Consider the following 24480-nt stretch of genomic DNA (forward strand, 5'->3'; position numbering starts at 1 on the left):
TTCAGGAAGCACAATCCATGCTTTATAAAGATGGAGATATCATCGACTGTACGTAGCTCGTAGCTCAAGGGAGCTCTTTCCCCATCAGTCCTTAGGCCCTTGAAGGTATGTAAAAATATTTTTTCGATAAAATGAATAGATAAATTAATTTACCCGTTTTTATAAAATTCAACCATTTATTTAAGGAGAGCGGTTCACTTGATAGGTGATTGCAGACATCATACAAAAAAATAAGAAAGCGATTCATTCGATTAGCCGTTTCTGAACACCTCTTACATAGTCCTTTCCGAACCACCTGGAATGGGGGGCCAGTGGTTGCATAAGGGAATGAATCCGCTCCGTTTATGACTTCGTGTAGCAGACCATCCCCTCCAACGATTATGAATCCTGTTGTTGATTGGCATCCCATTCCGGACGTAGGCTTGAAGTCGTTTGGCAATAATCCAAGAGAGCCTGTGCCCCTTTTAGCTGTTGCGCCTTAAGCGGGGAAGATATCGACCGCATCCTGTCAAACCATTCCGGAAAAGTCCGCTTATCCAATAAATCAATATCGTATGGGGTCTCCGGATAATCCATATAGCCATTCCGCGAAAGGACCACTTTCTTTATCGGTAGATTCACTTCATACAATTCAAATAACTGGGAAACAATGCTTCCCATCCGGTTAACGGCCAAGAACGGATTGAGAACTTTTTTGTCCGGGTACTTATGATGGCGCCGTAGCCAAAACCGATCGCTCGATCCGATAAAGGCTGCATCCTCTTCCGCTTCGAGAAAGGTGATGCACCAGACATCCACTGGCGTAAGCAAAATGACATCGACTTCGATCGGAGCATTTTTCAATAGAAAGATAGGTTTATATAAAACAAGAAATGTATCAGGAAAACGCTGCAGGAAAAAGCGGAGTTTTTCTTCTAGAAAGAATGATTGGTCCACATAAGACCTTTCACGAAGCGTCGAGCTGCCCCATTTCATCTGGAAACGAAGTAACTGGTTTAAGAAATTCTGCTTAAGTTCATCCAAGTTTGCTGGATTTGCAGGTACCCTTAACGAAAAGACATTATGATTGATCACGGGATTCGGTATATGAATTTCTTCGGCCTCTTTCTCTTGACCGTCCGACCTTTGGAACAATCCTTTTACTTTATGGAAGAGCCCCTTTGGCTCTTCCTCCGTCGTCGTGCCTTTGAACAGGGTTTGTTCTTCATCCGGTTGACTGTACAGCTGTTCTAGCTCCCCTGCGTGATAGGCGGCCTGCAGTTTATCCCACTGTTGTTTTTTTAACTTTGCAAATTGTGACGGATATCGATAAATATCCTGCTCATACCGGGAAATATAATCCTGTATTTTTATGAGCTGTGCCATTCGACCACCACCCATCTTCCTCTATTATTGAAGGTTTATTGTATATACTGGTTCGTATGAGGGGGATGCCCCAAGATGTGTCTGATAAAGGGCTATTTGGGAAGCTTGAAATGCTTTCGCTTCCGGATTTGCCAGCTGACGGGCCTCATTGATGGAAAAAGGGGTCTCACCCTCGAATTTCCTGGCCAGAGTAATATGCGGTTTGAACGGTTTTTTGTCCAATTCAAAACCTGCCTCTACGCATGATGCATAGATTTTCTTTTGGATGGAAGTCAGCCTTTCTTCCTGTTTGACGCCTGCCCACAAAATACGCGGGCTCTCTTTTTTACCAAAAACATCGATCCCCTCTACCTTGAGCTCAAACGACTGTTCATTGGCGAGTGCACGTTTTATTTTTTCCAGCGCTTCTTCTTTCATTGTATCCTCGGCATTTCCCAGAAATGCCATCGTAATATGATAATCGGCTGGATGTAACCATTTCTTAAATGGAAACTCCGATTTCACTTCATTTGTCTGGTTATGTAAATGATGCTTAATATCATCTGGCAGTACTAAAGCAAAGAAAAAATGAGTATTCATCGGACACTAACATCCCTTCCCGTTTTCTATATAATTTTACCATAATTCCCACGCAAAAATCTCCCAAGTAGCATCAAACGCGGAGCCCTTCTCAGTCTCCCCTTTTCCCCGTTATTCATGCCACCTTATGACTACAACAATTCGTATATCCATCGCTCTTCCATTAGGCTACCCCGCTTCTTACACCTTCCTTAGGAAAGGAAAGGAAAGCAAAAGAGAAGGACCATCAGCTGGTCCTCCCCTTTGCTTTATCCGATTTTAATGGCATTACCCAAGTAGCGTCTCATATAGCAAAAACAGGTTCAGTCCGATAATGAGGACAGCGATGATCCAGGCACAGCCCGACGTCACTTTGTGATTGACTAGATTGCCCATGATTTTCTTATCACTTGTAAACCGTATGAGCGGAATGAGCGCAAATGCAATCCCAAACGATAGTACGACTTGACTCATTACGAGTGCTTTGGACGGATTCACTCCCATCAAAATGATCACTAATGGAGGAATCGTCGTGATCAGCCTTCTCAAATAGATGGGGATATGTTTTTTTATGAACCCCTGCATGACGACATCCCCTGTGAGCATACCGACGGACGAGCTTGATAGACCGGCAAACAATAAGCCGATTCCAAAAAACATGGCAACAGATGGCCCTAGCATCAAGGCAAATTGGTCATAGGCCACATCCAAATCTTCTACAAGCACCCCACTTTTATGAAACAATGCAGCCGAAACCACTAGCATGGCAGCATTGATGGCACCCGCTATGAGCATGGCAATGGCGATATCAATAAACTCAAAACGAAAAATCCGTTTCCGTTCCATTTCGTCCTTCCCAATGATTCGTTTTTGCGTCAGAGAAGAATGTAAGTATATCGCATGTGGCATGACAGTCGCCCCAAGCATCCCAGCTGATAGCAAGATGCTATCGACTCCTTCGAACTTGGGTGTGAGAAGACCCATAAGGAGTGCTGAGGTGTCCGGTTTCGCATAAAAAACTTGAGCGCCAAAAGCAAGCACCACCACGAATATCATCCCTGTGATCAACGCTTCGAATGTACGGTATCCTCTGCGCTGAAACTCTAAAATGGCAAATGACCCGATTGCCGCAATAAGCGCGGAAGTGATAAGCGGAAGATCGAACAGTAAATAAATCCCGAGTGCCGCTCCGATAAACTCGGCTAAATCCGTCGCCATTATGACGATTTCGGCTTGAATCCATAAAAAGAACGAAGACTTTTTGGAAAATGTCTCACGGCATAGTTCAGGAAGGTTTTTCCCTGTTGCTATTCCTAATTTTGCAGACAAGGACTGTATCAAGACCGCCATTAAATTGGACGCAAGAATAACCCATAATAACGTATAGCCATATTTTGAACCCGCGGCAATGTTCGTTGCGTAATTCCCTGGATCAATGTAAGCAACGGCGGCTATAAAAGCTGGCCCTAAAAAGGGGAGCAGCTTTTTAAAGCCTCTCGTATCTCCATGTAAAGAAGACATGCACTCCAACTCCTTTTTATACGCGGCTTAAAAAGTTGCGCAAGGTAAACTTTTGATATGAAAAAGTATATGCCTGTAGTTTGAAAATGTCAAAATGGATGCTTACTAAAAACGGACCGTATAGGGATCGGGTTCATAAGCATGTTGCGTTTCGAAAAATGTACACATAGAAATCCCCCTGCCTCCATTCAGACAGGGGGATTGGGAATCTATTCAGTTAAACTACCACATTGTCGCTCGATTTCCTGTGTAAATAACTTTTGTAGTTGGAGTGTGATGCTTCCGGCCTTTCCATCCCCAATCAATTGCCCATCGATTGCGGTGATTGGCGTGATTTCAACGCCTGTGCTTGTATACAGGACTTCATCCGCATCCATCATGTCCGAGAGGGTGAAAGGTTCTTCAACATAAGAAATGCCCTTATCGTTGCACAGCTTAAGTAGGATCTGGCGGGTAATCCCATTCAGGATCAGATTCGTTGCCGGGTGCGTCTTCAGCGTACCCTTCACGATGATCGCCACATTGGATGAACTTCCCTCCGTAACCGTTCCATCCCGATGTTGGATCGCTTCGTCACAGCCTGCTTCAACGGCTTGCTGCTTAGCCAATATATTACCTAGCAAATTCAAGCTCTTGATGTTGCAACGTAACCAACGGATATCCTCAACCGTGACAGCTTTGACCCCAGGCTTACTTCCTGTATATGGCATGTCCTTGGTATAAGCGACAAAAACAGGGTCTACTTCACCTATTGGAAATGCGTGATTACGGGGCGAAGTGCCTCTCGTCAATTGCATGTAGACAATACCATATTCCAGATTCTCTGCAGTAATCAGTTCTTTTGTCCTTTCCTTGATCTCTGCCACCGTAAAAGGAACCTTCAGTTGAATCAGTTTCGCGCTGTCCATGAGTCGGTTTAGATGCATGTCGGCTGCAAATAGTTTTCCGTTATAAACACGGATGACTTCATAAACACCATCGCCGAACTGGTATCCTCGATCCTCGACATCTATCTGGATGGCAGACCGGTCTTTCAATTCACCGTTATAAATGATCTTCCCCATGTCCTTACTCCTTCTTACCCTCTTATTTGGCTAGTTCATGAATGGCACGGGCATAAATGGCCGTTGCCTTCAGCATATCTTCTATATCGATATACTCATCCTTTTGGTGCGCGATATCCTCACTACCTGGGAATAGAGGGCCGAATGCGACGCCTTCCTTTAATGAGCGGGCATATGTTCCGCCACCGATGGAAAGGAGCTCCGCTTGTTCACCCGTTTCCGCTTCATACACTTCTTGGAGCGTCTTGATCAAGAAGCTATCACTGTTCACATAGTGAGGAGTCGAAAGCGAATTGGATTCCACACGTAGATTATATGTGGAAAGCTTTTGTTCTAACGCTTCTTTTTGCTTTTCCCATTCATATGTGACCGGGTAACGCATACTGAACCCGATGGAGCTATCGCCTTGTTTCGAATAATTGAATGTGCCGGCATTGATCGTCAATTCACCTGTTTGTTCATCCGTATAGGCGACACCCAACTTAGTGCCACGGGAATCTTCAAATAGATAATCCTTGATGAAAGTGAAATAGGATTTTGCATGGGGATCTAGTGATAAGTCCGCCAAGAACACAGCTAAATGCAGACCCGCATTGACTCCATTTTTCGGTTCCATCGCATGGGCTGAAACGCCATTCAGTTCAAGTAGGACTTGATTTTTTTGTGGCACAGCCTGTCCTTTCAGCGAATATCTTTGTAAATAGTTCTGGTAGCCTGCAACGATTTCAGCAGGGTTGGCCGCTTCCACAATGGCCGTTGCGAAGTCGGGTACCATATTCGTTCTTCGGCCTGAAGAAAATTCCAAAACATTCACTTCTGAATTCGTTCCGGGACCTGCATCCGCTGGCTGAATGATGGAATAATCCCAGATTCCTTTTTCCGCACTGATGATAGGGAAATCTGCATCCGGGGCAAAGCCCATCGTTGGCATTTCCTCCACTTCGAAATAACGATCGACACAACGCCAATCTGATTCCTCATCCGTACCAATGATCATTCGAACACGCTTGTTCAATGGCTTGCCAAGCTCCCGGACAAGTTTCATGGCATGATAAGCCGCCATCGTCGGCCCTTTATCGTCGATTGCCCCACGCGCATAGATCCGTCCGTTGCGTATCTCGGCGCCAAATGGATCTGAGCTCCAGCCATCTCCTTCAGGAACTACATCGACATGACATAAAATCCCGATTAACTCCTCACCCTCGCCCATTTCAATATGCCCGGCAACATTATCGACATTTTTCACGGTAAATCCGTCTTTTTCCGCTAACTGGAGCATATAATCCAATGCTTCCTTGACTCCTTTGCCAAATGGAGCCTCTTCTGTTGCTTGGCTTTCATCCAATACACTCTTTATCTTCAATAGGTTCTGTGTATCGACCAAAAGGTCCATTTTTCTTTTTTCTACTTCTTCGCGCCAATTCAATTCACTCAAATCATGACAACTCCCTTTTTCATATATTTCTCATTTTATCACTATTTCTATATTTATCGCCAAGTGTTGAGACCATTCTTTCTTATTCCCGTAATTTGACGCTCATAAAACAGGCACATGATTCAATCACAATCCACTCATAAAAAATAGACCCGCTTCCACGAACAGAACGGATCTCCATCATATATAAAGGAACCAGTCTTTGTTGCCAGGCAAGGCCCATTATCCTTTAAGTCAAAACACCAATGAAATAGCCAACAGCAGTAAACACCAAGCACCAACTGAATGCCCCTACACCAGCAAAGATACAATATTTGCGTTTACCCATTCCATTCATTCCAGAAAAATAACTGGCAAAATGGCGGATTCCCGGAATGAAATAGGCGATGATAAGGGTCCACGGTCCGTATTTATTAAACCATCTCTCAAGACTCTCCAACCGTGTCGGAGTCATCCGAATCCACCTTCCATGTTTCCTTAGGAAAGGCTTGCCAATTTTTTTCCCGATGAAATAACTGACCAACATCCCCGAAACCGAACCTAGAAAGCTGACAAAGAATGCACCTTGTACATTCAAAACAGAAATAGAAGCCAAATAGCCGACAAACGTCATCATGAACTCATCGGGAACAGGCAACCCGATGATCCCTAATGCTAAAAGTCCATATATCGCAAAATAACCATAGTTTGAAATTAACTCTTTTACCATGTCCATTCTTCGTACTCCATCTCAGACACCCTATGTAAGAAGTAATCCAATTTCGGTACGGGTCTGGTTAACGTGATTACTTCTACCTTATAGAATAACCCAATTTAACCCAAATGAGTGGTTTTTCTAAAAAAAACTTCAAAATTTGCAGATAAATTTCCTTTTGGCGCTTATCCAGCCGAATTATTTTATAATGGAAGAAATAAGGAAAAGGGGTGTGAAGTTATGCTGATCAACAAAGTAAACCTCGCTTCAAATTCTCTAGCAAAAACAAAAGCTTTTTATCTGAACCGGCTTGGCGCCAAATTACTCAGGGAGACACCTAATAGCTTTTCGATAAAGATAGGGGCAAGTGAATTGATTTTCACTGAAGCCAAAAGCGGTAGCAAGCCATTCTATCATTTGGCCTTCAACATCCCTTCCAATCAATTCAAGGAGGCGAAGAAATGGATCACCGCAAGCACTCCTTTAAATAGGGAAGAGGGGGTTGATGAAGTGTACTTCAGCCATATCCATGCCCATTCGCTTTATTTCACCGACCCTAGCCATAATGTTGTCGAGTTCATTGCAAGGCATTCCATCGCACCCGAGAGCAATGAGCCTTTTTCAATGAACTCTTTATTAAGCATCGGGGAGATCAATCTGACGACTCGGGATATCGAGGGGATTGGCCAACAGCTGATCAACAGGAATATCCCAATCCGGGATGGCGAATCCTTGAATCCCGATGGTCTTACATTCATGGGTAGCGACGGGGCATTTCTATTGTTGGGCAAACCAGGACGACGGTGGATTTTTTCAGAGCAATATGCCGAAATCCATCCTCTCATGATAGAAGTCGATTTCAAAACACGCATCATCCAAGATGGTGCAGGCGAAACGCGGATTTCTAAAGCATAACGAAAGAACGGACTCGATAGTCGAGTCCGTTCCTTTATTTCACGATTTTAAATTCCTTGATGGGCCAATATACCAAATTCGCCTTACCGACTATTTCCTCTACGGAAACGGGTCCGATTTCACGGCTGTCCAGACTATTCTGGCGGTTGTCCCCCATCACGAACAGGTGGTCATCCGGTACGGTCATGCTGCCTGACACTTCCTCAAGCTTGAAAGAACCAGTCAATGGCTCCCCGCCCATTTCTTCTTTATATTCATCTAAATAGGGTTCATCATATTTCTTGCCATTAATATAAAGCGTGTCATCCTTATATTCAATATGATCACCCGGGAGGCCAATCACCCGTTTTATGTAATCTTTATCTTCCGTTGCATGGAAGACGACGATATCAAATCGGTCGATGCTACCAATACTCGTGCCAAACTTAGTGAGCACAATTCTTTCATGATCTTGTAAAGTCGGCATCATAGATTCCCCATCCACGACTATAGGGGCAAATATATATGTTCGAATCAGAAAAGCCAATACGACCGCAATCCCAATCGCTTTAACCCACGAAAAAACCTCTTTGCTTTTTTCCAATCGAAGTCCCTCTCTCTTGTGTTTTAGTCTAGTCATTATATCACAGTAAGAACATAATCACTTCATACAAATGCCCACATTTTCCCCTAACTTTGGCATATTATTGAATTATTCGTTATAGCGGTTGAATTATCCTTTCAGATGGTAGAATGAGGCAACAGATAATAAACAGACAAAGGAACAATTGGTTCGATTCCTCCGTTCAGCTTGGGACTTTTATGTAACCTAGCAAGAAGCGCATTCGATAGGTAAATCGAATGCGCCCCTTCATTTGATGTAAGCAACTAGACATGGAGAATGATATTTAATACTGGTTATATTCAATCTCTTCATTTTGAATTCTTTCTTTCCTTACTAGGCACATAATTCCCGGCACGATGAAGAAGATCAGTGGCCATATATGGAATATAGTAAGAATGCCGATAATGATGAATACAATACCGGCCGCTTTCACTCTGCCTTTTTTCAAGAGAATGATGGCAATCAGTCCACCTAGCAGAGCAAACGCCAACGATACAATTCCTCCCCACAATAGTACGTGGAACAGTTGGAGTGTCATCTCCATTTCGGAAGCCGCCATCTCCACGTCGGAACCTAATGAATATTCAACCAGTTCCGTTAGGTCGACCGTGCTGGTGTAGACAGCCGTAATGATTCCCACAAGTAAGGAAATGGTTGCGATCGATACTCCAATAATGCTTAACACAAATTCACCGGTACGTTTCATATATACTTCCCCCCAAGAAAAAGTTACTTAGGTACTCTACCCCATTTAGGAAGGAAGTAAAGATTGTATGTAATATAACCGGGTCCTCTTCACTTTTTGTCTTTATCGATGCGTCCCTCAAGTTCTTTCGTCTTCTTTTCCACGCTGGAAACGCCTTTCGTATGTTTTTGAAAAAAACGAATGATTTTCACGATCATCACAACCAGTAATACAAGAAGTCCCAGGAAAAATAATTGCCACAATACATCACCAATAGTCCATTCCATATAAGGCTTCCCCCCTGTCATCAATCGGCGGCTTCCTGAATGAAAGATTAGAAGACTAACGCTTTACGATAGATTTCATTTAACTCGTATAAAACTTCACCAGCTCGACCATCGCACTGCCCATCCGTTGATCTTCTGGATAGATGACCCGGTCAATCCCTGCCTCGATGATGACTTGCGCCGTCACTTTACCGACAGCCAGGGCCACGACATCCGTTGCAAAGCGGTCAATTAAGCGTTTTCCCACACCTAGTTCACGGGCAAATCTCATCAAATTTCGAGGCTGGGGCGCACTCGTGAACACAACGGCATCTATTTTCCCATCGAGGATTTCCCCAATTAAGAGATGCATCGTTTCGGTTTCCGGGGCAATATGTTCATAGGGCAATATCTCTTTATGTTCGACTTTTTGTTCATCCAACCAGTTCATCAAAAGCGGTGCCGGATCTCCATGCAGTTGCAAGGCGACTTTCACACCGCCGAGCAAATGTCCATCAAGATTGCGAACCAATCCTGCCGTACTGCCATCATCATCACGGACGTCAGGCTCCAGGCCAAGCTTCTTAAGCAGGTTTTTCGTTTTATACCCACGAACGGCGATCTTCATTTTTTGCAAAGCTTCTATAAAACGGTCCCCCGCTTCCATTCTTACAGCGGTATTATATAAGAGTTCCGTGCCCACTCCCGTCGTAAGAATGATCCAATCGAACTCTCCTTCTATTAAACGGGTAACATCCTCCTCCAGATGGGAATCATCCAGATATACCGTGCCTTGTGCTGACCGGACAAGCGGGACGCCCCCTAGATTATCAACGATTTTACTGAGTTCTTCCATTTTCCTTGCTCCCAAAAGAGCAACTGTCCTGCCGTTAAGCTTACTCATTCATGACCCTCCATATGTATGCTTCATCTATAGTCTTATCCCCATTATACAAATTTTCAGTCTATGAAACTATAAAAAAGAAGCTTCTTTCCGTATCCCCGGGATCCTTTACATAAAAAAAGAGACTCAGAACATGTCCAAGTCTCCATTCGTAGCGTTTACTTTTCCGGTACGCTACAAGAACCATCCGTGCAAGCATCCCCTGTTTCATTCACCATTTGCAACGGGTTTTCCTCTGCCCATACCTTCCTCAATGTATCTAAAAACGCTTCGGCAGGCTGAGCTCCTGAGACGCCGTACTTTCGGTTGATCACATAGAATGGAACTCCCGTAATCCCAAGCAAACTTCCTTCTTGTTCGTTGCCCCTTACTTCCGCCGTGAAGGCTGTGCCCGCTAACATCTTTTCCACTTCAGACTGATCAAGACCGACTTCTTCTGCCAAATCTGCCAATGTGGCATGGTCGCCGATATGCTTGCCTTCCGTGAAGTATGCTTTGAACAGACGTTCATTCATTTCTTTCCCTTTTCCTTTTGATTCGGCAAAATGCATCAAGCGGTGAGCATCAAAGGAATTCGTCAAGACGACTTTGTCTAAATGATAGTCAAGCCCCAACTCTGCAGCTTGTTGGGTCATATTTTGGCTGTTGGCTTCCACCTGAGCCTGTGACATGCCGTATTTCTTCGCCAACATCTCACTTTGGCTCATATTGATATCCCGTTCCGCTTCCGGATTCAACTCAAAACTACGGAATTCAACCTCGACCTGATCCTTATTTTCAAATTGATTCAACGCATCCTCGAAACGACGCTTTCCAATATAACAAAACGGACATTGATAATCCGACCAAATTTCCACCTTCATGTTAAGACCCTCCTTGAATTAAATGCAATTACTTTAAGCACATTATATAGGGCAGAATATCCTTCTGCAAGGATATTAGCCTAGGTACGCACTTTCGGAAAAATCAATTTTGTCCATGAACTGTTCTAGCGTGTACCCTTTCAAGAGCTTCAGGGTTTCCTGTTCTGCCTCATTCATGATTTCTTCCAAAGCATGATCAAGCTGTTTCCCGACTTCCCCGCATTCACTCGTATCCAGGAAATCAAGACATTCCGGTCGCACTGCCAGATATACATCTGCCAAGGTCAGGATATCGGCGGGTACATGAAGACTATATCCACCTTCACGCCCTTCCTTGGTCTCGACGATTCCAGCTACCGCAAGCTGGGACATCACCCTCCGTAAAAACGTAGCATGTGAATGGACCTTTGATGCAATCACGGAACTCGTCAGCAGCTTCCCACTTTGCGCCAGCCAAACCAGAGAGTGAATAGCAATGGCAAACCGAGCGGGACCGATTTGATTATTTTTAGTACTTGATGACATCACTATTTCCTCCTATATCTTCTATGAACTACTGTGAGACTAGTATACTATGTTCCTATCTCCCGAACAAATGGCCTTTCTCTTCGATTTTCGCTCAAATAGTATGGTAAAATTATCAGAATAATGAATCTATACTAATAGGAGAGAGTAAATGAGGGATAAGTCTGGGTATCTGTTCATCATCATGGGTGCCATGCTGTGGGGAACGACGGGTACCGCCCAATCATTCGCCCCGGATGGCGCCCATCCCTTTGTAATTGGTGCGGTCCGCCTCGCTTTCGGAGGAATTGTTCTCGTACTTATCGCTTTCTTGCAAAAGAAAGTAACGGTCCATAATTGGCCAGTAAAGGAAACACTCCTAGCCACGCTAGGCATGGCTTGTTATCAACCGCTTTTTTTCATGGGTGTCAGCCTCACCGGAATCGCCATTGGTACCATCATTACACTGAGCAGCGCTCCGATCATTGCCGGTTTCCTTGAATGGCTGATTGAAAAAAAACAACCTTCCATGATTTGGTGGTTGGCGACAGGTTTATCGATTGCGGGATGCTTACTTCTGTTTGCCAATGAAGGGCAAGGACCAATTGACCCAATCGGTATCCTCCTTGCACTTGGTGCCGGGGCGTCCTTTAGCGTGTATACACTCGTAAGCAAGAAAATTCTGGGCAAACAGCCTCCAGAAGCAACGGCTGCGGTCATCTTTACTTTAAGTGCCTTGCTATTGTCGCCTATGCTATTCATCTTTGATAGTAGCTGGATCATCTCCACTAATGGATTGGCCATCAGCCTTCACCTTGGCCTTTTTGCGACAGCTTTGGCTTACTTGCTTTTTAACAAAGGCCTTCTATCCGTCCCATCATCAACTGCCGTATCGCTGTCACTGGCGGAACCACTGGTAGCGGCACTTCTTGGTGTCTTTCTTGTCGGCGAGAGCCTGAGCTTGCTTAACTGGTTTGGTGTTGGACTGCTTTTATGTGGAATTGTTTCACTGACCTTTTCACCGAAGGCACCTGCTCCAATCGAGAAGACCTCCCTATCATAAATAGAAAGAGCACCGCTTTCGGCGCTCTTTCTATTTATTTTTCACCATATAATACAAAAACCACACGGCATGGTTTTGCTCATCTGCGGCAGCACGACGAAATGCCTTTCTTACCGACCGGTCTGCTGCACCATCTGCTGTTTCCAAATAAAAATCCACGGTTTTCTGTTCATCCACAAGGGCAAACTCCAAGCCTGCTTTATATGAATCCGGGCATGTTTCCGTCACTTTCGGTGTTGGCTGGTATCCTGTCAGATTGATGTAGATTTGTGAAAACACCTGAAAATGTTTCATCTCATCTTCCCTGATCTCAAGGATTTGCTTCCGCTCTGTTTCGTTAGGAGCCATCCTAGCTAGTTTCTCGTAACACAAGATGGCGCTATACTCCCCATTAATCGCCTGTTCTAACTTGTGTATCAAGTCCTGCTGGCGATTCTCTTCCTGATCATTCGCTATATAATTATACATTTAAAAAGACCTCCCCATTCCATTTACCCTTATCTTATGACAAGTGACGGAACACGTGCCTAGTATACAGAATGCCTATCTCGCATTGAATCCTACAGATCCTACCGACAGCAGGCCGGTTTATTTTATGTTGCGTAAAAAATGAGTAGATACTTCGCTAAATATGTGTACGATTCGTGAGCCTTCCCTTTAAACAAAAACCATTTTCAATATTTGTACATATATTGTACAATATTTGTATAGATATATTCATTTAGGGGGGTATCATATATACATGACATTGGATGAAGTCTTATATAAAGTATTCCTTTTTTGGTATGCCTGCGGAATCATCCTTCTTAGCTTTGATTGGATACCGCCGTGGCTAGAATGGGCCAATGCCATGTTTTTGGTGTTGGCCGGATTGTTAGGGGTGATCTTTTTCATCAAGAAGTTTAATTGGCAGTACGGGCTCTTGATTAGTAGTGTCATATTTTCGTCTTCCTTTCTTATTGAATACCTCGGCTCTGCCTACAGTATTTTGTTCGGACAATATGGCTACACAGAAAAATTCGCCCCCAATTTATTCGGAGTCCCCATTGCGATTGGGTTCGCATGGCTGATGGTGATGGGAACATCTCATGTATTGGCAAAAAAAATCGTTCCACATGGCGGGCTCTTATATGCCATTGTCGGAGGATGCATCGCGGTGGTCATCGATTTAATCATCGATCCGGTTTCCTATAAAGTGAAGCAATATTGGCTATGGGAAGAAACAGGCGTGTACTATGGGATCCCTTTTAGTAATTTTGTCGGCTGGTTTCTGGTCGCCTTTGTCCTTCATTTGTTTCTCTTGTTCATTCTCAAATGGAAGAAAGACACAAATCAAAATATAAGATGGGAAAAACGCATGGTTCTTTTATTTGCGCTAATGATTGGGATGTTCATCTTATTAGGTTTACTCGGAAAACTTTGGCTAGCAAGCTCGCTCACTGCTCTATTAGCCAGCTTCATCCTATTACTCGCCTTAAGAAGGAGGGAAGAAACATGATCCGTGCCAATAAAAACCGACTATTCCACTCCATGTTTTCCCTTTATCATCAACGTTTATTACGACGGTCCTTTGATCAAATCCATTTATATTCCAAAGGAACCCTTCCAACAACGCCGGCAATTTATATCGCGAATCATAGTTCTTGGTGGGACGGACTCATCTTTTTTCATCTAAGCCGAACCGTCCTTCCTGGAGACCTCTATATCATGATGCATGAATCAGGGTTAAAGCAGTATCCGTATTTTAAAAGATTAGGAGCCTTTTCCATAAACCGCAATCATCCAAAAGATATCCTGCAATCCCTCCAATATGCGCAACAGTTATTAGAAGGTGGAAAGAGTGTCTGGATGTTTCCACAAGGAGATGAATTTCATTTAGAAATGCGTCCGCTAGGCTTTCAACCAGGCATTACATATGTATTGGAACACTGTCCGCATACACCGGTCGTCCCGATTAGCTTTTATTATTCATTTGGCCAAAGGAAAAAGCCAGAAGTGTACATAGAAGCAGGAAATCCGCTATATCATCACGATTTACCCGGTAGGTCACGGAACGAAAAAACGGCTGGACTGGAACAAGTTTGCACCGAGCAGTTGGATGAATTAAAGCAGCTTGTCGTAACTGAACAATTCAACAAGTTTTCAATTTTACTATAGGGGAGGGTGCTATATGTTATTTTCTTTCATCATCTGCTTAACGATTTTCATCATCTGGACGATGCTGAATGCGCTATCCCTGCCTAGGCTGCCTAAAGAAGCAAACCTAGACAAGACACCGCTCGTTTCCATCATGGTTCCCATGAGAAATGAAGAACGGAATGCCGAATCCATGGTCCGGTGCTTACAGGCTTTGACCTATCCGAACATTGAATTCATTTTGTTGGACGATCAGTCCACAGATCAAACCTGTTCCATCCTGGAAAAGGCAACCGAAGGCGACAGCCGGTTTCGCATCCTTTCCGGGGAAAAGCTGCCTGAACAATGGGTAGGCAAGGTCCATGCATGTCATCAACTGCAACAAGAGGCGAACGGGGCATACTTCCTTTTTATCGATGCGGATGTGCGTTTGAAACCCCATTGTCTCGAAAAATCACTCTCACTAATGAAAACAAGCCGGGCGCACCTGTTAACTGGGTTCTCCGCATTTGAAGTCCCATCTTTTCTAAGTAAGCTCCTTGTCCCCATGCAACACTTTGTCGTCCTGTTCCATTTGCCGATCATGTTTGCCAACCGGACGAATATCCTAGCTACGACCGCTGCACATGGAGGGTTTATGCTATTTGAACGAATGGCTTATATGAAGATGGGCGGCCACGAGACGGTACGATCCTCATTGGTCGAGGATGTCCATATTGCACGTAAGATGAAAGAGCAAGGATTTAAGGTAATGCTTGCGAACATCACCGATGAAGTGTCCTGCCGGATGTATGAGACGAACCAGGAAGTATGGGATGGGTTTTTAAAAAACATATACAATGGCCTAGGCCGTTCTTTTCCTCTGGTCGTATTATTGACGGTTTTTTATAGTTTCTTTTACATAGGCCCCCTTCTCTTGCTTGCATACGGGCTTATCGAGTTCCAGCCGGTTTGTTTCATTCCATATCTCCTCATTACATGCCAGCGTTACATTGTGGACCGTGTGACGAACCAAGGAGGGTATCTATCATTTTTGATGCCGTTATCCGCGGCTTCATTCATCGGCATCATGCATGCATCCATGTGGAAATCATGGTCCAGACAATCTTATGAATGGAAAGGACGGCACTATTCATGAAAAAAGTGATCATCATCGGGGGCGGTCTCGGCGGTCTATCGTCGGCCATCACCCTAGCACATGCAGGATTCCACGTCGAACTCTACGAAAAGAATCGTCATTTCGGCGGGAAAATGATGCCAATTCAACTTGGTGATTACTCGTTTGATTTCGGTCCCAATACCATCACGATGCCTTCGGTGTTTAAACAGGTGATCGAACAAACGGGAGAACGGGCCGATGATTATTTCGAGATGATCAAACTGGAGAATCATACACGCAACATCTTTCCGGATGGAACCCATTTCGACTTTTCCAGCAATCAGCAAACCGTCCTTTCTCAACTTCAGAAAGTTGATCCTGCCGGGGCTCGCCATTACGATTCTTTCATTAAGGAAATCACCAGGTTATTCAAGCTCTCGGAACGATATTTCCTCCCCAGAACGTTTCGTTCATGGCGTGATTATGCTTCGCCTTCATTGGGGGCGGCGATGATGCGCGTACGCCCCTTGCAAACATTGGATTCCTTTTTCCGTTCTTACTTTTCCAATCCTCGCATCATCGAAGCCTATAATCGATATGCCACATACATCGGCTCTTCCCCATTCCATGCACCCGCCACGTTTGCGATGATTGCCTATTTGGAAATGGTCGAAGGGGTGTACTATGTAAAAGGGGGCAATGTGAAAATCGCGGAAGCCTTTGCTTCGCTTGCCAAGAAGATGGGTGTCAGCCTTCATAGTGAATCGCAAGTAAAGAAGGTGCTCGTGGCCGACAATAAAGCAACCGGAGTCGAGTTACAAAACGGGGAAAAGGTGATGGCTGACCATGTGATCATGAACGCCGATTTATTGAAAGCCTATCCTGAACTAGTTGCTGAAAAGGACCGTCCTTCTTTTAAAAACGATAAGGTGGATAAAATCGACCCCTCCATTTCGGCATTCGTTATACTGGCCGGGATCAACAAACGTTTTACCCAATTGAAGCATCATACCGTTTATTTTTCCGCTGATTATCAACAGGAGTTCAATGACCTCTTCGTCAACAAAAAATACAGTGCCAAGCCGACCATCTACATTTGCAATTCGTCCCATACGGATCCTGGCCGCTCGCCAAAAGGGGATAACTTATTCATCCTGGTTAATGCCCCCGCCCTGCCTCCGAATGGAAAATTGCAAATAGAACCGGTTGCCTATAAGAAATTGATCTTTGAAACGTTATCTTCCCATGGCCTCGATCTCACTCAACATATCGTGGAAGAAAAAATCATAACCCCTTCCGATATCGCCGCACAATACGGGGCCCATCGCGGGGCCTTATACGGAGTCTCTGCCAACCGAAAAAAAGACGCATTCCTGCGCCCACAAAATACCAGTAAAGATATCAAAAACCTGTACTTTGTCGGTGGTAGCACTCACCCTGGCGGCGGTTCACCGATGGTAACGATTAGCGGTCTAAATGTAGCCCGCTCTATCATAAAAATGGGACAATAAAACAAAGTCGATTGAAACGGAAGGTGCGAGACTCCTGCGGGAAAAGCGTGTCTACGGGAGACCCCACAGGCGTAGGCCGAGGAGGCTCACGGACCGCCCGCGGAAAGCGAGCGCCTGCAGTGGAAATCAACCTCCATAATATAGACAGTCTCTATTTTTATCCGAGTGTGTCTACATACTGAAACAGGTCACTTCGCACAGGAAGTGACCTGTTTTTCTACATATTGACGAGTATCCGTTGCTTCATCTGATCGGTCACAAAATGCTTTTTATGAAAAACATGATACTTCTTCGAACGGACGGCCGTTAAAATCTCACGGTATAAATAGGCGGCACTTTTGACTGGTATCCTTGAATAGATTGGATATTCATTCAAGGTTTGAAAAGCTTCTTTGTAAAACCCTTCAGCCTCTTTCGCTAGATGCTCCCACACTTCCACAAAAGGGACATCCACCTTTCCAGACCATAGCGACTTTTCCGTCAAACCATGGGCCTTCATCACATCATGAGGCAAATAAATTCGATCACGACCCAAATCTTCTCCTATGTCACGCAGTATATTGGTCACCTGCATGGCCAAACCCAATGCAATGGCGCCGTCCTTTAAAGCAGCCACTTTCTTCGGTGCGAGGATCGGCAGGAGCATCAGACCCACTGTACTCGCTACATGATAACAATAGTTCAAGAGTTGATTCACCGTCTCATAGCGATTGATCGTGATATCCATTTCCTGGCCTTTGATCATTTCACGGAAATGCTGTTCATCCATCTCATAGCGTCGAAACACATCATGAAGAGCCACCCACATGGGGTTGGATGCATCGTATACTCCACTTAGGAAATGCTCGAACTCACTCGTGAAAACGGCAAGTTCAGTTGCAGGGTTCTCCCCCTCATCGACAATGTCATCGACCGTCCGGCAGAAGGCATAAACGGCGTATACCGCTTGTCGCTCATCCCTCGGCAGAATGGAAAAGGCTTTATAAAAGGTTTTGGAATGGTGGGCAATCACCTTTTCGCAATTCCGGTACGCCTCTTTCACATCATACATGGACACTCATTCCTTTCAGGGCTTGATCACGCTGGATTTGATCCGCAAGTAATTTTGCTCCTTGCATAACAAGCGGAATGCCGCCGCCTGGATGAACCGATGCTCCCACTGCGTACAGATTATCAATAGGATACGGTTTCACCTGCGGCCGGAAGACGCCAGATTGCAATAAGGTTGGTGCGACACCGAAGCTTCCGCCTCGATACAAGCCAGATTTCTCGGCATCCGTCGGTGTCCGTATTTCCATCCATTCAATGGCTTCGCGCAATCCTGGGAAAGATGATTTCTCCATACGGTTGATTATTCCATTTATCCATTCCGTTTCGTTGGACCAATCAATATCCGACTCGGACGGTACTGGAACCAGCGTGTACATCACACCTTTACCGGCCGGGGCCAGGCTATCATCGATGATGGATGGATGAAAGGCATATATGGAAGGGTTCACCGGAAGCTTTTTCCTGTCGAATACATCTTTCATATGCTCAGAAAAATTATCCCCCATGAAATACTGATGCACATTCGCTTCTTTGTATATGCGATTTAAACCGAAATACAGGAGAAGGCAGCCTGAAGATGGGGTGAATGTCCTTTTCTCTTTTCGTCCCAATACATGCTTGATATTTGGGAAATCCCCGTTAAACACGACAGAATCATAAGGGATGAATCCACCCTTCGTCTCAACCCCGGTTACTTTCTGGTGTTCCGTAGGGATATTCTCCACCCTGCTATTCAGGTGTATTGTCACATTGCGTCGTTTCAGTTCGTTTTCAAGGACGGGGATGAGGCTTGCGTACCCACCTTTTAGATAGTGGACTCCCTGCTCATGCTCAGCGAATGAAACTAACGAGTACATCGCGGGAACTTGAAAGGGATTACCGCCAACATATAAAGATTGAAGTGCATAGACCGATTGTAGCCTTTCATCTTTAAAGTATTGAGACATCAATTTCTGTACCGATTGATAGGGTTTTAGCTTCATCAATGTTTTGAGCTTGCTTGGTGTCCAAAAATCTTTGGGATTCACAAAGGATTCTTCCAAGAATGATTTTTTCCCCAACTCAAGTCGATAGCTTCCCTCTTTCATAAAACGCTTGAAACCCTCTACTTCTGAAGGAAAGACCCTTCTGAATTCCTCCACTTGCCGCTCAAAGTCCGGATATTTCGTGAATGACACTCCATCGGGAAATTGGATTGAATAGAGGGGATCACATAGGAGGAGTTCATAGATTTTCCGGTCGATGCCCGCTTCATCTAAAAGTTGTTGAAACATCTCAGGTAACAGGACGATGGTCGGACCTTGGTCAATCCGAAAACCATCTCTTTCAACAAAATTCAGCCTCCCTCCAAGCTGCGCCTCTTTTTCATAAATCGTTACATCGACCCCCTGCTTCGATAAAAACAAGGCACCCATCAACCCTCCGACACCGCCACCAATAATCGCTGTCTTCATCAAAATCCCTCCACGACGGGAAGCGGTGATACAGGAATGATGTCCCGCTTATCCTGTTCCAATATGCCATTCGCCGTAATGCGTGCAGATTCCAGGATGGTCGGGAGCCCGCTTCCAGGATGCGTTCCACCACCAACGAGCCAGCAATGCTTGAGCTCTTCGAATTGGTTATGGGGTCTAAATACCATCATTTGTGAAAGCTGATGCCCAAGGTTGAAGGTCGCCCCTTTATAGACCAATTTGTCTTCTTCCCAATTACGGGGCGTGATCATTTTTTCAACTTCAATATACTGCTCCAGGTTTTTGAATCCCGTCTTCTCTTCGACCGTCTTTAAAATGAGTGCCCGGAATGCTTCTTGCTCTTCTTCCCAGTCAATCCCGCTAAAATTATTCGGCACAGGTGCCAAGATATACAGGGTGGACTTTCCTTCGGGAGCTAACGTTGGATCGGTGACACTCGCATTTTGAATATAGATCGAAGAATCTTCAGAAAGGATCTTCAAGTTCGTTATTTCCTCCACATTCTTTTGATAATCTTTCGAGAAAACGATGGTATGATGCGGCAAGTCGAACTTCTTATTCAACCCTAGATATAACATGAATGTGGAACAAGAATATTTCTTCTTCGCCAACTTTTCAGGTGTATATTTCTTTAACTGGCCTTTACTGACCAAGTGGGTCATGACGTGGGCAAAATCACCATTGATGATGACTTCATCCGCCTCCACCCTTTCTCCGTTTTCAAGGTCAACGCCTTTCACCGTTTTCCCCTCAATCCAAAGGCTTTTCACCCCGCTATTCGTATGGATTTTCCCACCATGCTCACGAACGACCTTCGCCATCGATTTAGATAACTCGTTCACGCCGCCAATCGGATGGAAGACACCATAAGCATGTTCCATATAAGAAAGGATCGAAAAGGCACCTGGACATTCCCACGGTGACATGCCTAAATATTTAGACTGAAACGTGAACGCGAGCTTCAATTCATCCACGGTAAAATAACGGGACAAGACATCATATAACGTCTTATTCAATTCAAGTTCAGGAAGCGCACGAAGAACTTTCGGCTGAAAATAGTGCATGAACCGATCCATCTTGGATTGCAAAATGGGTGAGAGGGCCTCCATTTTCTTTGCCGTTTCCTTCAAGAACCTTTCATATCCCTCGCCATTGCCTGGATACACCGACTCGATTTGCCGTTTCATCTGCTCTGTATCACGGGTCATGAGCAGTTTCCGATTCTCAAAAATCAGTTCATACATTGGATTGAGTTCCACTGCGTTCAAATAGGCATGCAAATTTCTCCCAGCGGCCGTAAATAATTCTTCGACGATATGAACCATCGATAAAAATGTCGGTCCCATATCAAACTTATAATCTCCCAACCTCACTTCGGCATTTCGACCACCGATATAGGATTGCTTTTCATATATGTTAACCTGATAACCTTTACTTGCTAGAATCATGGCTGCAGCAAGCCCTCCTGGACCTGCCCCCACAATCGCCATACGCTTTTTCATTCGGATACCTCCACTCTGCACAAATGTTATACAAACATTATACAACGGTTATATATCAAATACTACAATTTTTATTTAACCGAGAAGGTCCTCTGGATAAAAAACGCTTCGGAAGGCTGGTATAAAGGCACTTTTCATGATTATTTTTCTATAAAATTAGCTTTTTCATCCCTTTTCCCATCGAATACCCGGACTATCATTAGCTGTACAAATGTTAAACGCTTTTATATATAAAAATGAAAAAGACAGAAACGTTGACTCACCAACGTCTCTGCCTCACGACACCCTCCCACTCTAATCAACCAGCACCATCTGGTTTTTCGGAAAGACCAGAACGATTTCTTGACCTACATGATATGGTTCTGTCATCTCCCCATTCACGATAAAATCCCCGAATGGAGTCCCCACACTATATTGATAACTTCTTCCTAGATATGTACGAACCTTAATTCTTCCCGGTAAACAATTATGTTGCAGATTTCCCGAAGGACTTTTTGCTTGCACCATTAAAGCATCCGGCCTGATTGTACTTGTTTTCCCAGTCAAGTTAGACATATGCGCATCCTTTTGGAGAACAAATACGTACCCTGATTTAATCAGTACGATATGGTCTCCGTCATCATGCCGCTCATCGAAGGAAATGAAATTCTTATACCCGATAAAGTCTGCGACAAATTTGGTTCGAGGATAATTGTAAATCGCCGCCGGACTATTAAACTGCTCGATGGCACCTTGATTCATGATCGCCACCTGATCGGATATCGCTAAACATTCTTCCTGATCATGAGATACGTACACCGTGGTAATCCCTAACTTTTGTTGAATCCGCCGTATTTCCGTCCTCATGTTCACCCGTAAGTTTGCATCGAGGTTACTCAATGGTTCGTCAAATAAAAGGATATCCGGTTCGATGACGATGGCCCTTGCAATCGCAATGCGTTGCTTTTGTCCACCGGAAAGCTCATGCGGATACCTCATTTCAAACCCTGACATATTTACGATTTCCAGCACATCCATGACACGTTTTTCTATCTCCATCTTGGAACATTTCCTAAGCCTCAGTCCGAATGCAATATTATGAAAGATCGTCATATGCGGAAATAAGACATAGTTCTGAAACACAAAGCCAACATTCCGCTTCGTAACAGGGACTTTCGTATAATCTTTCTCGTTATATAGAATCTTCCCTTCACTAGCTTGTACAAGCCCCGCAATTAAACGCAATGTCGTTGTCTTCCCGCACCCGCTTGGGCCCAGTAGGGAAACCAGCTCTCCTTCTTCAACTTCAAGTGTGAGATCTTTTAAAACCCTTTGTTTGTTATACGCTACCGCTATCTCTTGCAAAGCAAGTAAAGCCATTAGCTCTTCTCCTTTTTTATCGTTACCCGAAATTAAACTATCATTCCGAACGTAACAACCATCCGACTATGTAGTAGTATGGACTTTTTTAATGAAACACATGTAAAAAAAACCCATTTTACACTAACCACTTATTCGATTAGTGATTGTGACCAATAATAAAAAGAAATTTCAGACAATTCACCTAAAGAATTTCCGATGAATCCATGATAATCTAATAGTATGTTATATAAACTTACATGAAAAGTTACTTAACAAAACATATATTGATAAAAATCGTCCATGAAAGGAATGAATTGATCATGAGCATAGAAACATTAACCAAACAGGTTAGAACTGATTTGTCCTACCTTTCGATCGGTAGCAACGATCGGGTGGATCCATCCAAGCAACCGGCAGGACATATCTATGATGCAATCATTGTCGGGGGCGGACAAAGTGGGTTAGGTACGGCTTTTGGACTTTTCCGTGAGAAAATATCCAACATCCTTGTCATCGATGAAAATGGCGAAGGGTTGGAAGGGCCCTGGAGAACCTATGCTCGCATGGTGACATTGCGGACACCCAAGCATTTGACGACCATCGATCTTGGCATCCCTTCCTTGACTTTCCGCGCATGGTGGGAAGCGCAATTCGGTCAAGAAAGCTGGGAAGCGATGGATAAGATACCCCGACAGGAATGGATGAATTATCTTCAGTGGTATCGGGAAGTCCTCAACCTGCCTGTCATCAATAAGGTGAAATTAAAGCTAGTCGAGCCTACCGAAGAAGGAATCCATAAATTGCATATCGAAGGCCAAGGAGCCCACACGCCCCTACTGCTTGCTCGCAAGGTCATTTTAGCCACCGGGATTCAAGGTGGGGGCGAATGGCATATTCCACCCATGATAACAGAGAACTTGCCTCGCCACCTCTATGCACATACCTCGGAACCGATTGACTTTTCCACCCTCAAAGGGAAAAGGGTCGCTATTTTGGGCGGCGGAGCCTCTGCTTTTGATAATGCCCATTTCGCCCTCTCTGAAGGCGTCGCAAAAGCCCATGTCTTCATCAGGCGCAAAGAGATTCCCCGCATCAATCCGATCCGGCATATGGAGGCTTCCGGCATAATCGAGCGTTTCCATACCCTACCGGATGCTGATAAGTATGCCGTGATGAGCCATTTCTTTAAGCATAATCAACCACCGACCACAGATATGTTTCAACGTGCCTCCTCATGGCCCGGATTCGACATGCACCTGGGCTCCCCATGGCTTCAAGTAAAGAACGTAAATGATCAAGCTGTCGTGACAACGCCTAAGGGAACATTCACTTTTGATTTCTTGATCATCAGTACCGGCCTTGTCACGGATCCTTCTTTACGGCCTGAATTACGGCTTGTGGAAAAGCACATTGTCCGCTGGAGCGACCGCTATCACGCCCCGGAAAATCTGGCTAATCCTACGATTGATGCACATCCTTACTTAAGCCCCGGCTTTGCTTTCCAAAGCCGTGATGATAAAGGAAAAGGGCGACTGCACGGAATTTTCGCCTTTAACTATTCCGCCTTGATCAGTTGCGGCATTTCAGCTTCAGCACTTTCGGGATTGAAGTTCAGCATACCAAAACTCGTAGCGGCGGTAGCTGAACAGCTCTTCACCGACAATCGAACAGACATCCTCACAACATTCTTTGACTATGACCAAGTAGAATTCACCGAAGAATGGCCAAGAAAAGAACAAAGGACGGACTCCACACCCCAATCGTTCATACACTCGATACCCAGTTGACGATTTGGATAGCCCACCTAATATTCTCAAATAAATGGCTTGCTGGCACATCTAAGGCAGCAAGCCTTTTATCATCCTGGAGAAAAAGCCAAAGGCATTTCATCCATTATTCATTTCTTTCAACACTAGATTCCCACC

24 protein-coding genes are annotated in these 24480 nt (G+C 44.5%); 7 read left to right on the forward strand and 17 right to left on the reverse strand.

All coding sequences use genetic code 11. The annotated features are described in order from the left end of the window. Positions 1–378: 378 nt before the first annotated feature. The 6 genes from ACIQXH_RS04095 to ACIQXH_RS04120 all read right to left on the reverse strand — a co-directional run bounded on the left by ACIQXH_RS04095 (position 379) and on the right by ACIQXH_RS04120 (position 6658). Positions 379–1365 carry an NERD domain-containing protein gene (locus ACIQXH_RS04095; protein WP_403122190.1) on the reverse strand — a complete coding sequence of 329 codons (987 nt, stop codon included), beginning with the start codon at positions 1363–1365 and terminating at the stop codon, positions 379–381. Between the two features lie 24 nt (positions 1366–1389). Then, positions 1390–1944, reverse strand: a complete 555-nt coding sequence (gene thpR, locus ACIQXH_RS04100) for an RNA 2',3'-cyclic phosphodiesterase (protein ID WP_403122192.1) — start codon at positions 1942–1944, stop codon at positions 1390–1392. A 267-nt stretch (positions 1945–2211) separates the two neighbouring features. Continuing rightward, positions 2212–3444 (reverse strand): Nramp family divalent metal transporter, encoded by a 1233-nt coding sequence (locus ACIQXH_RS04105; protein ID WP_402874810.1) that lies wholly within the window; start codon positions 3442–3444, stop codon positions 2212–2214. 209 nt (positions 3445–3653) lie between these two features. After that, the gene (gene dat / locus ACIQXH_RS04110; protein ID WP_402874807.1) at positions 3654–4508 is read right to left on the reverse strand and encodes a D-amino-acid transaminase; all 855 of its coding nucleotides are present in this window, start codon (positions 4506–4508) and stop codon (positions 3654–3656) included. A gap of 22 nt (positions 4509–4530) precedes the next feature. Further along, on the reverse strand, positions 4531–5943 hold the full coding sequence (gene pepV, locus ACIQXH_RS04115; protein WP_402874805.1) for a dipeptidase PepV: 1413 nt from the start codon (positions 5941–5943) through the stop codon (positions 4531–4533). A gap of 229 nt (positions 5944–6172) precedes the next feature. Further along, entirely contained in the window at positions 6173–6658 is a 486-nt protein-coding gene (locus ACIQXH_RS04120; RefSeq protein WP_402874802.1) for a DedA family protein, read from the reverse strand. Between the two features lie 219 nt (positions 6659–6877). Here ACIQXH_RS04120 and ACIQXH_RS04125 point away from each other — a divergent pair, with 219 nt between their 5' ends. Then, positions 6878–7552 (forward strand): VOC family protein, encoded by a 675-nt coding sequence (locus tag ACIQXH_RS04125; RefSeq protein ID WP_403122194.1) that lies wholly within the window; start codon positions 6878–6880, stop codon positions 7550–7552. 34 nt (positions 7553–7586) lie between these two features. Here the strand turns inward: ACIQXH_RS04125 and lepB are convergent, their stop codons facing one another. From lepB to ACIQXH_RS04155, 6 genes are all read right to left on the reverse strand, one after another. Beyond that, on the reverse strand, positions 7587–8135 hold the full coding sequence (gene lepB / locus ACIQXH_RS04130) for a signal peptidase I (RefSeq protein WP_403122196.1): 549 nt from the start codon (positions 8133–8135) through the stop codon (positions 7587–7589). A gap of 304 nt (positions 8136–8439) precedes the next feature. Further along, positions 8440–8862, reverse strand: a complete 423-nt coding sequence (locus ACIQXH_RS04135; RefSeq protein WP_402874792.1) for a DUF4064 domain-containing protein — start codon at positions 8860–8862, stop codon at positions 8440–8442. 89 nt (positions 8863–8951) lie between these two features. Then, complete coding sequence (locus ACIQXH_RS04140; RefSeq protein ID WP_402874789.1) at positions 8952–9128, reverse strand: DUF4083 domain-containing protein; 177 nt, start codon at positions 9126–9128, stop codon at positions 8952–8954. A 79-nt stretch (positions 9129–9207) separates the two neighbouring features. Further along, positions 9208–10011 (reverse strand): uroporphyrinogen-III synthase, encoded by an 804-nt coding sequence (locus tag ACIQXH_RS04145; protein WP_402957799.1) that lies wholly within the window; start codon positions 10009–10011, stop codon positions 9208–9210. 158 nt (positions 10012–10169) lie between these two features. Then, entirely contained in the window at positions 10170–10874 is a 705-nt protein-coding gene (locus ACIQXH_RS04150; protein ID WP_402874783.1) for a DsbA family oxidoreductase, read from the reverse strand. A 75-nt stretch (positions 10875–10949) separates the two neighbouring features. Next, positions 10950–11399: an RrF2 family transcriptional regulator gene (locus tag ACIQXH_RS04155; protein WP_403122198.1), complete on the reverse strand. Its 450-nt coding sequence runs from the start codon at positions 11397–11399 to the stop codon at positions 10950–10952. A 151-nt stretch (positions 11400–11550) separates the two neighbouring features. Between ACIQXH_RS04155 and ACIQXH_RS04160 the strand changes: the two genes are divergently transcribed. Further along, positions 11551–12441 (forward strand): DMT family transporter, encoded by an 891-nt coding sequence (locus tag ACIQXH_RS04160; RefSeq protein WP_403122200.1) that lies wholly within the window; start codon positions 11551–11553, stop codon positions 12439–12441. Positions 12442–12471: 30 nt separating this feature from the next. Here ACIQXH_RS04160 and ACIQXH_RS04165 read toward each other — a convergent pair whose 3' ends face one another. After that, a complete protein-coding gene (locus ACIQXH_RS04165) occupies positions 12472–12909 on the reverse strand; it encodes a ferritin-like domain-containing protein (RefSeq protein WP_403122202.1) in 438 nt (145 codons plus the stop codon). Between the two features lie 274 nt (positions 12910–13183). Here ACIQXH_RS04165 and ACIQXH_RS04170 point away from each other — a divergent pair, with 274 nt between their 5' ends. Genes ACIQXH_RS04170 through ACIQXH_RS04185 form a run of 4 tightly spaced genes read left to right on the forward strand, consistent with a single transcriptional unit; the run spans position 13184 to position 17187 of the window. After that, positions 13184–13939, forward strand: coding sequence for a carotenoid biosynthesis protein (locus ACIQXH_RS04170; protein ID WP_403122203.1), 756 nt, complete (start codon positions 13184–13186; stop codon positions 13937–13939). Continuing rightward, on the forward strand, positions 13936–14598 hold the full coding sequence (locus ACIQXH_RS04175) for a lysophospholipid acyltransferase family protein (RefSeq protein ID WP_403122205.1): 663 nt from the start codon (positions 13936–13938) through the stop codon (positions 14596–14598). The genes ACIQXH_RS04170 and ACIQXH_RS04175 overlap by 4 nt, the downstream gene beginning before the upstream one ends. A 13-nt stretch (positions 14599–14611) precedes the next feature. Then, on the forward strand, positions 14612–15715 hold the full coding sequence (locus tag ACIQXH_RS04180) for a glycosyltransferase family 2 protein (RefSeq protein WP_402986678.1): 1104 nt from the start codon (positions 14612–14614) through the stop codon (positions 15713–15715). After that, on the forward strand, positions 15712–17187 hold the full coding sequence (locus ACIQXH_RS04185; protein WP_403122207.1) for a phytoene desaturase family protein: 1476 nt from the start codon (positions 15712–15714) through the stop codon (positions 17185–17187). Before ACIQXH_RS04180 ends, ACIQXH_RS04185 begins: the two co-directional genes overlap by 4 nt. A 217-nt stretch (positions 17188–17404) precedes the next feature. Here the strand turns inward: ACIQXH_RS04185 and ACIQXH_RS04190 are convergent, their stop codons facing one another. From ACIQXH_RS04190 to ACIQXH_RS04205, 4 genes are all read right to left on the reverse strand, one after another. Beyond that, positions 17405–18238, reverse strand: a complete 834-nt coding sequence (locus tag ACIQXH_RS04190) for a phytoene/squalene synthase family protein (protein ID WP_403122210.1) — start codon at positions 18236–18238, stop codon at positions 17405–17407. After that, positions 18231–19691: a phytoene desaturase family protein gene (locus ACIQXH_RS04195; RefSeq protein ID WP_402874759.1), complete on the reverse strand. Its 1461-nt coding sequence runs from the start codon at positions 19689–19691 to the stop codon at positions 18231–18233. Before ACIQXH_RS04195 ends, ACIQXH_RS04190 begins: the two co-directional genes overlap by 8 nt. Beyond that, a complete protein-coding gene (locus ACIQXH_RS04200; RefSeq protein WP_402874757.1) occupies positions 19691–21214 on the reverse strand; it encodes a phytoene desaturase family protein in 1524 nt (507 codons plus the stop codon). The genes ACIQXH_RS04195 and ACIQXH_RS04200 overlap by 1 nt, the downstream gene beginning before the upstream one ends. 294 nt (positions 21215–21508) lie before the next feature. Next, positions 21509–22573 (reverse strand): ABC transporter ATP-binding protein, encoded by a 1065-nt coding sequence (locus ACIQXH_RS04205; RefSeq protein ID WP_402874754.1) that lies wholly within the window; start codon positions 22571–22573, stop codon positions 21509–21511. Between the two features lie 302 nt (positions 22574–22875). Here ACIQXH_RS04205 and ACIQXH_RS04210 point away from each other — a divergent pair, with 302 nt between their 5' ends. Next, on the forward strand, positions 22876–24342 hold the full coding sequence (locus ACIQXH_RS04210; protein ID WP_402957817.1) for an NAD(P)-binding domain-containing protein: 1467 nt from the start codon (positions 22876–22878) through the stop codon (positions 24340–24342). Positions 24343–24480: the final 138 nt, after the last annotated feature.

Origin of the sequence: Peribacillus sp. NPDC097225 (assembly GCF_044761955.1) — a bacterium.
Classification (GTDB): Bacteria; Bacillota; Bacilli; order Bacillales; family DSM-1321; genus Peribacillus.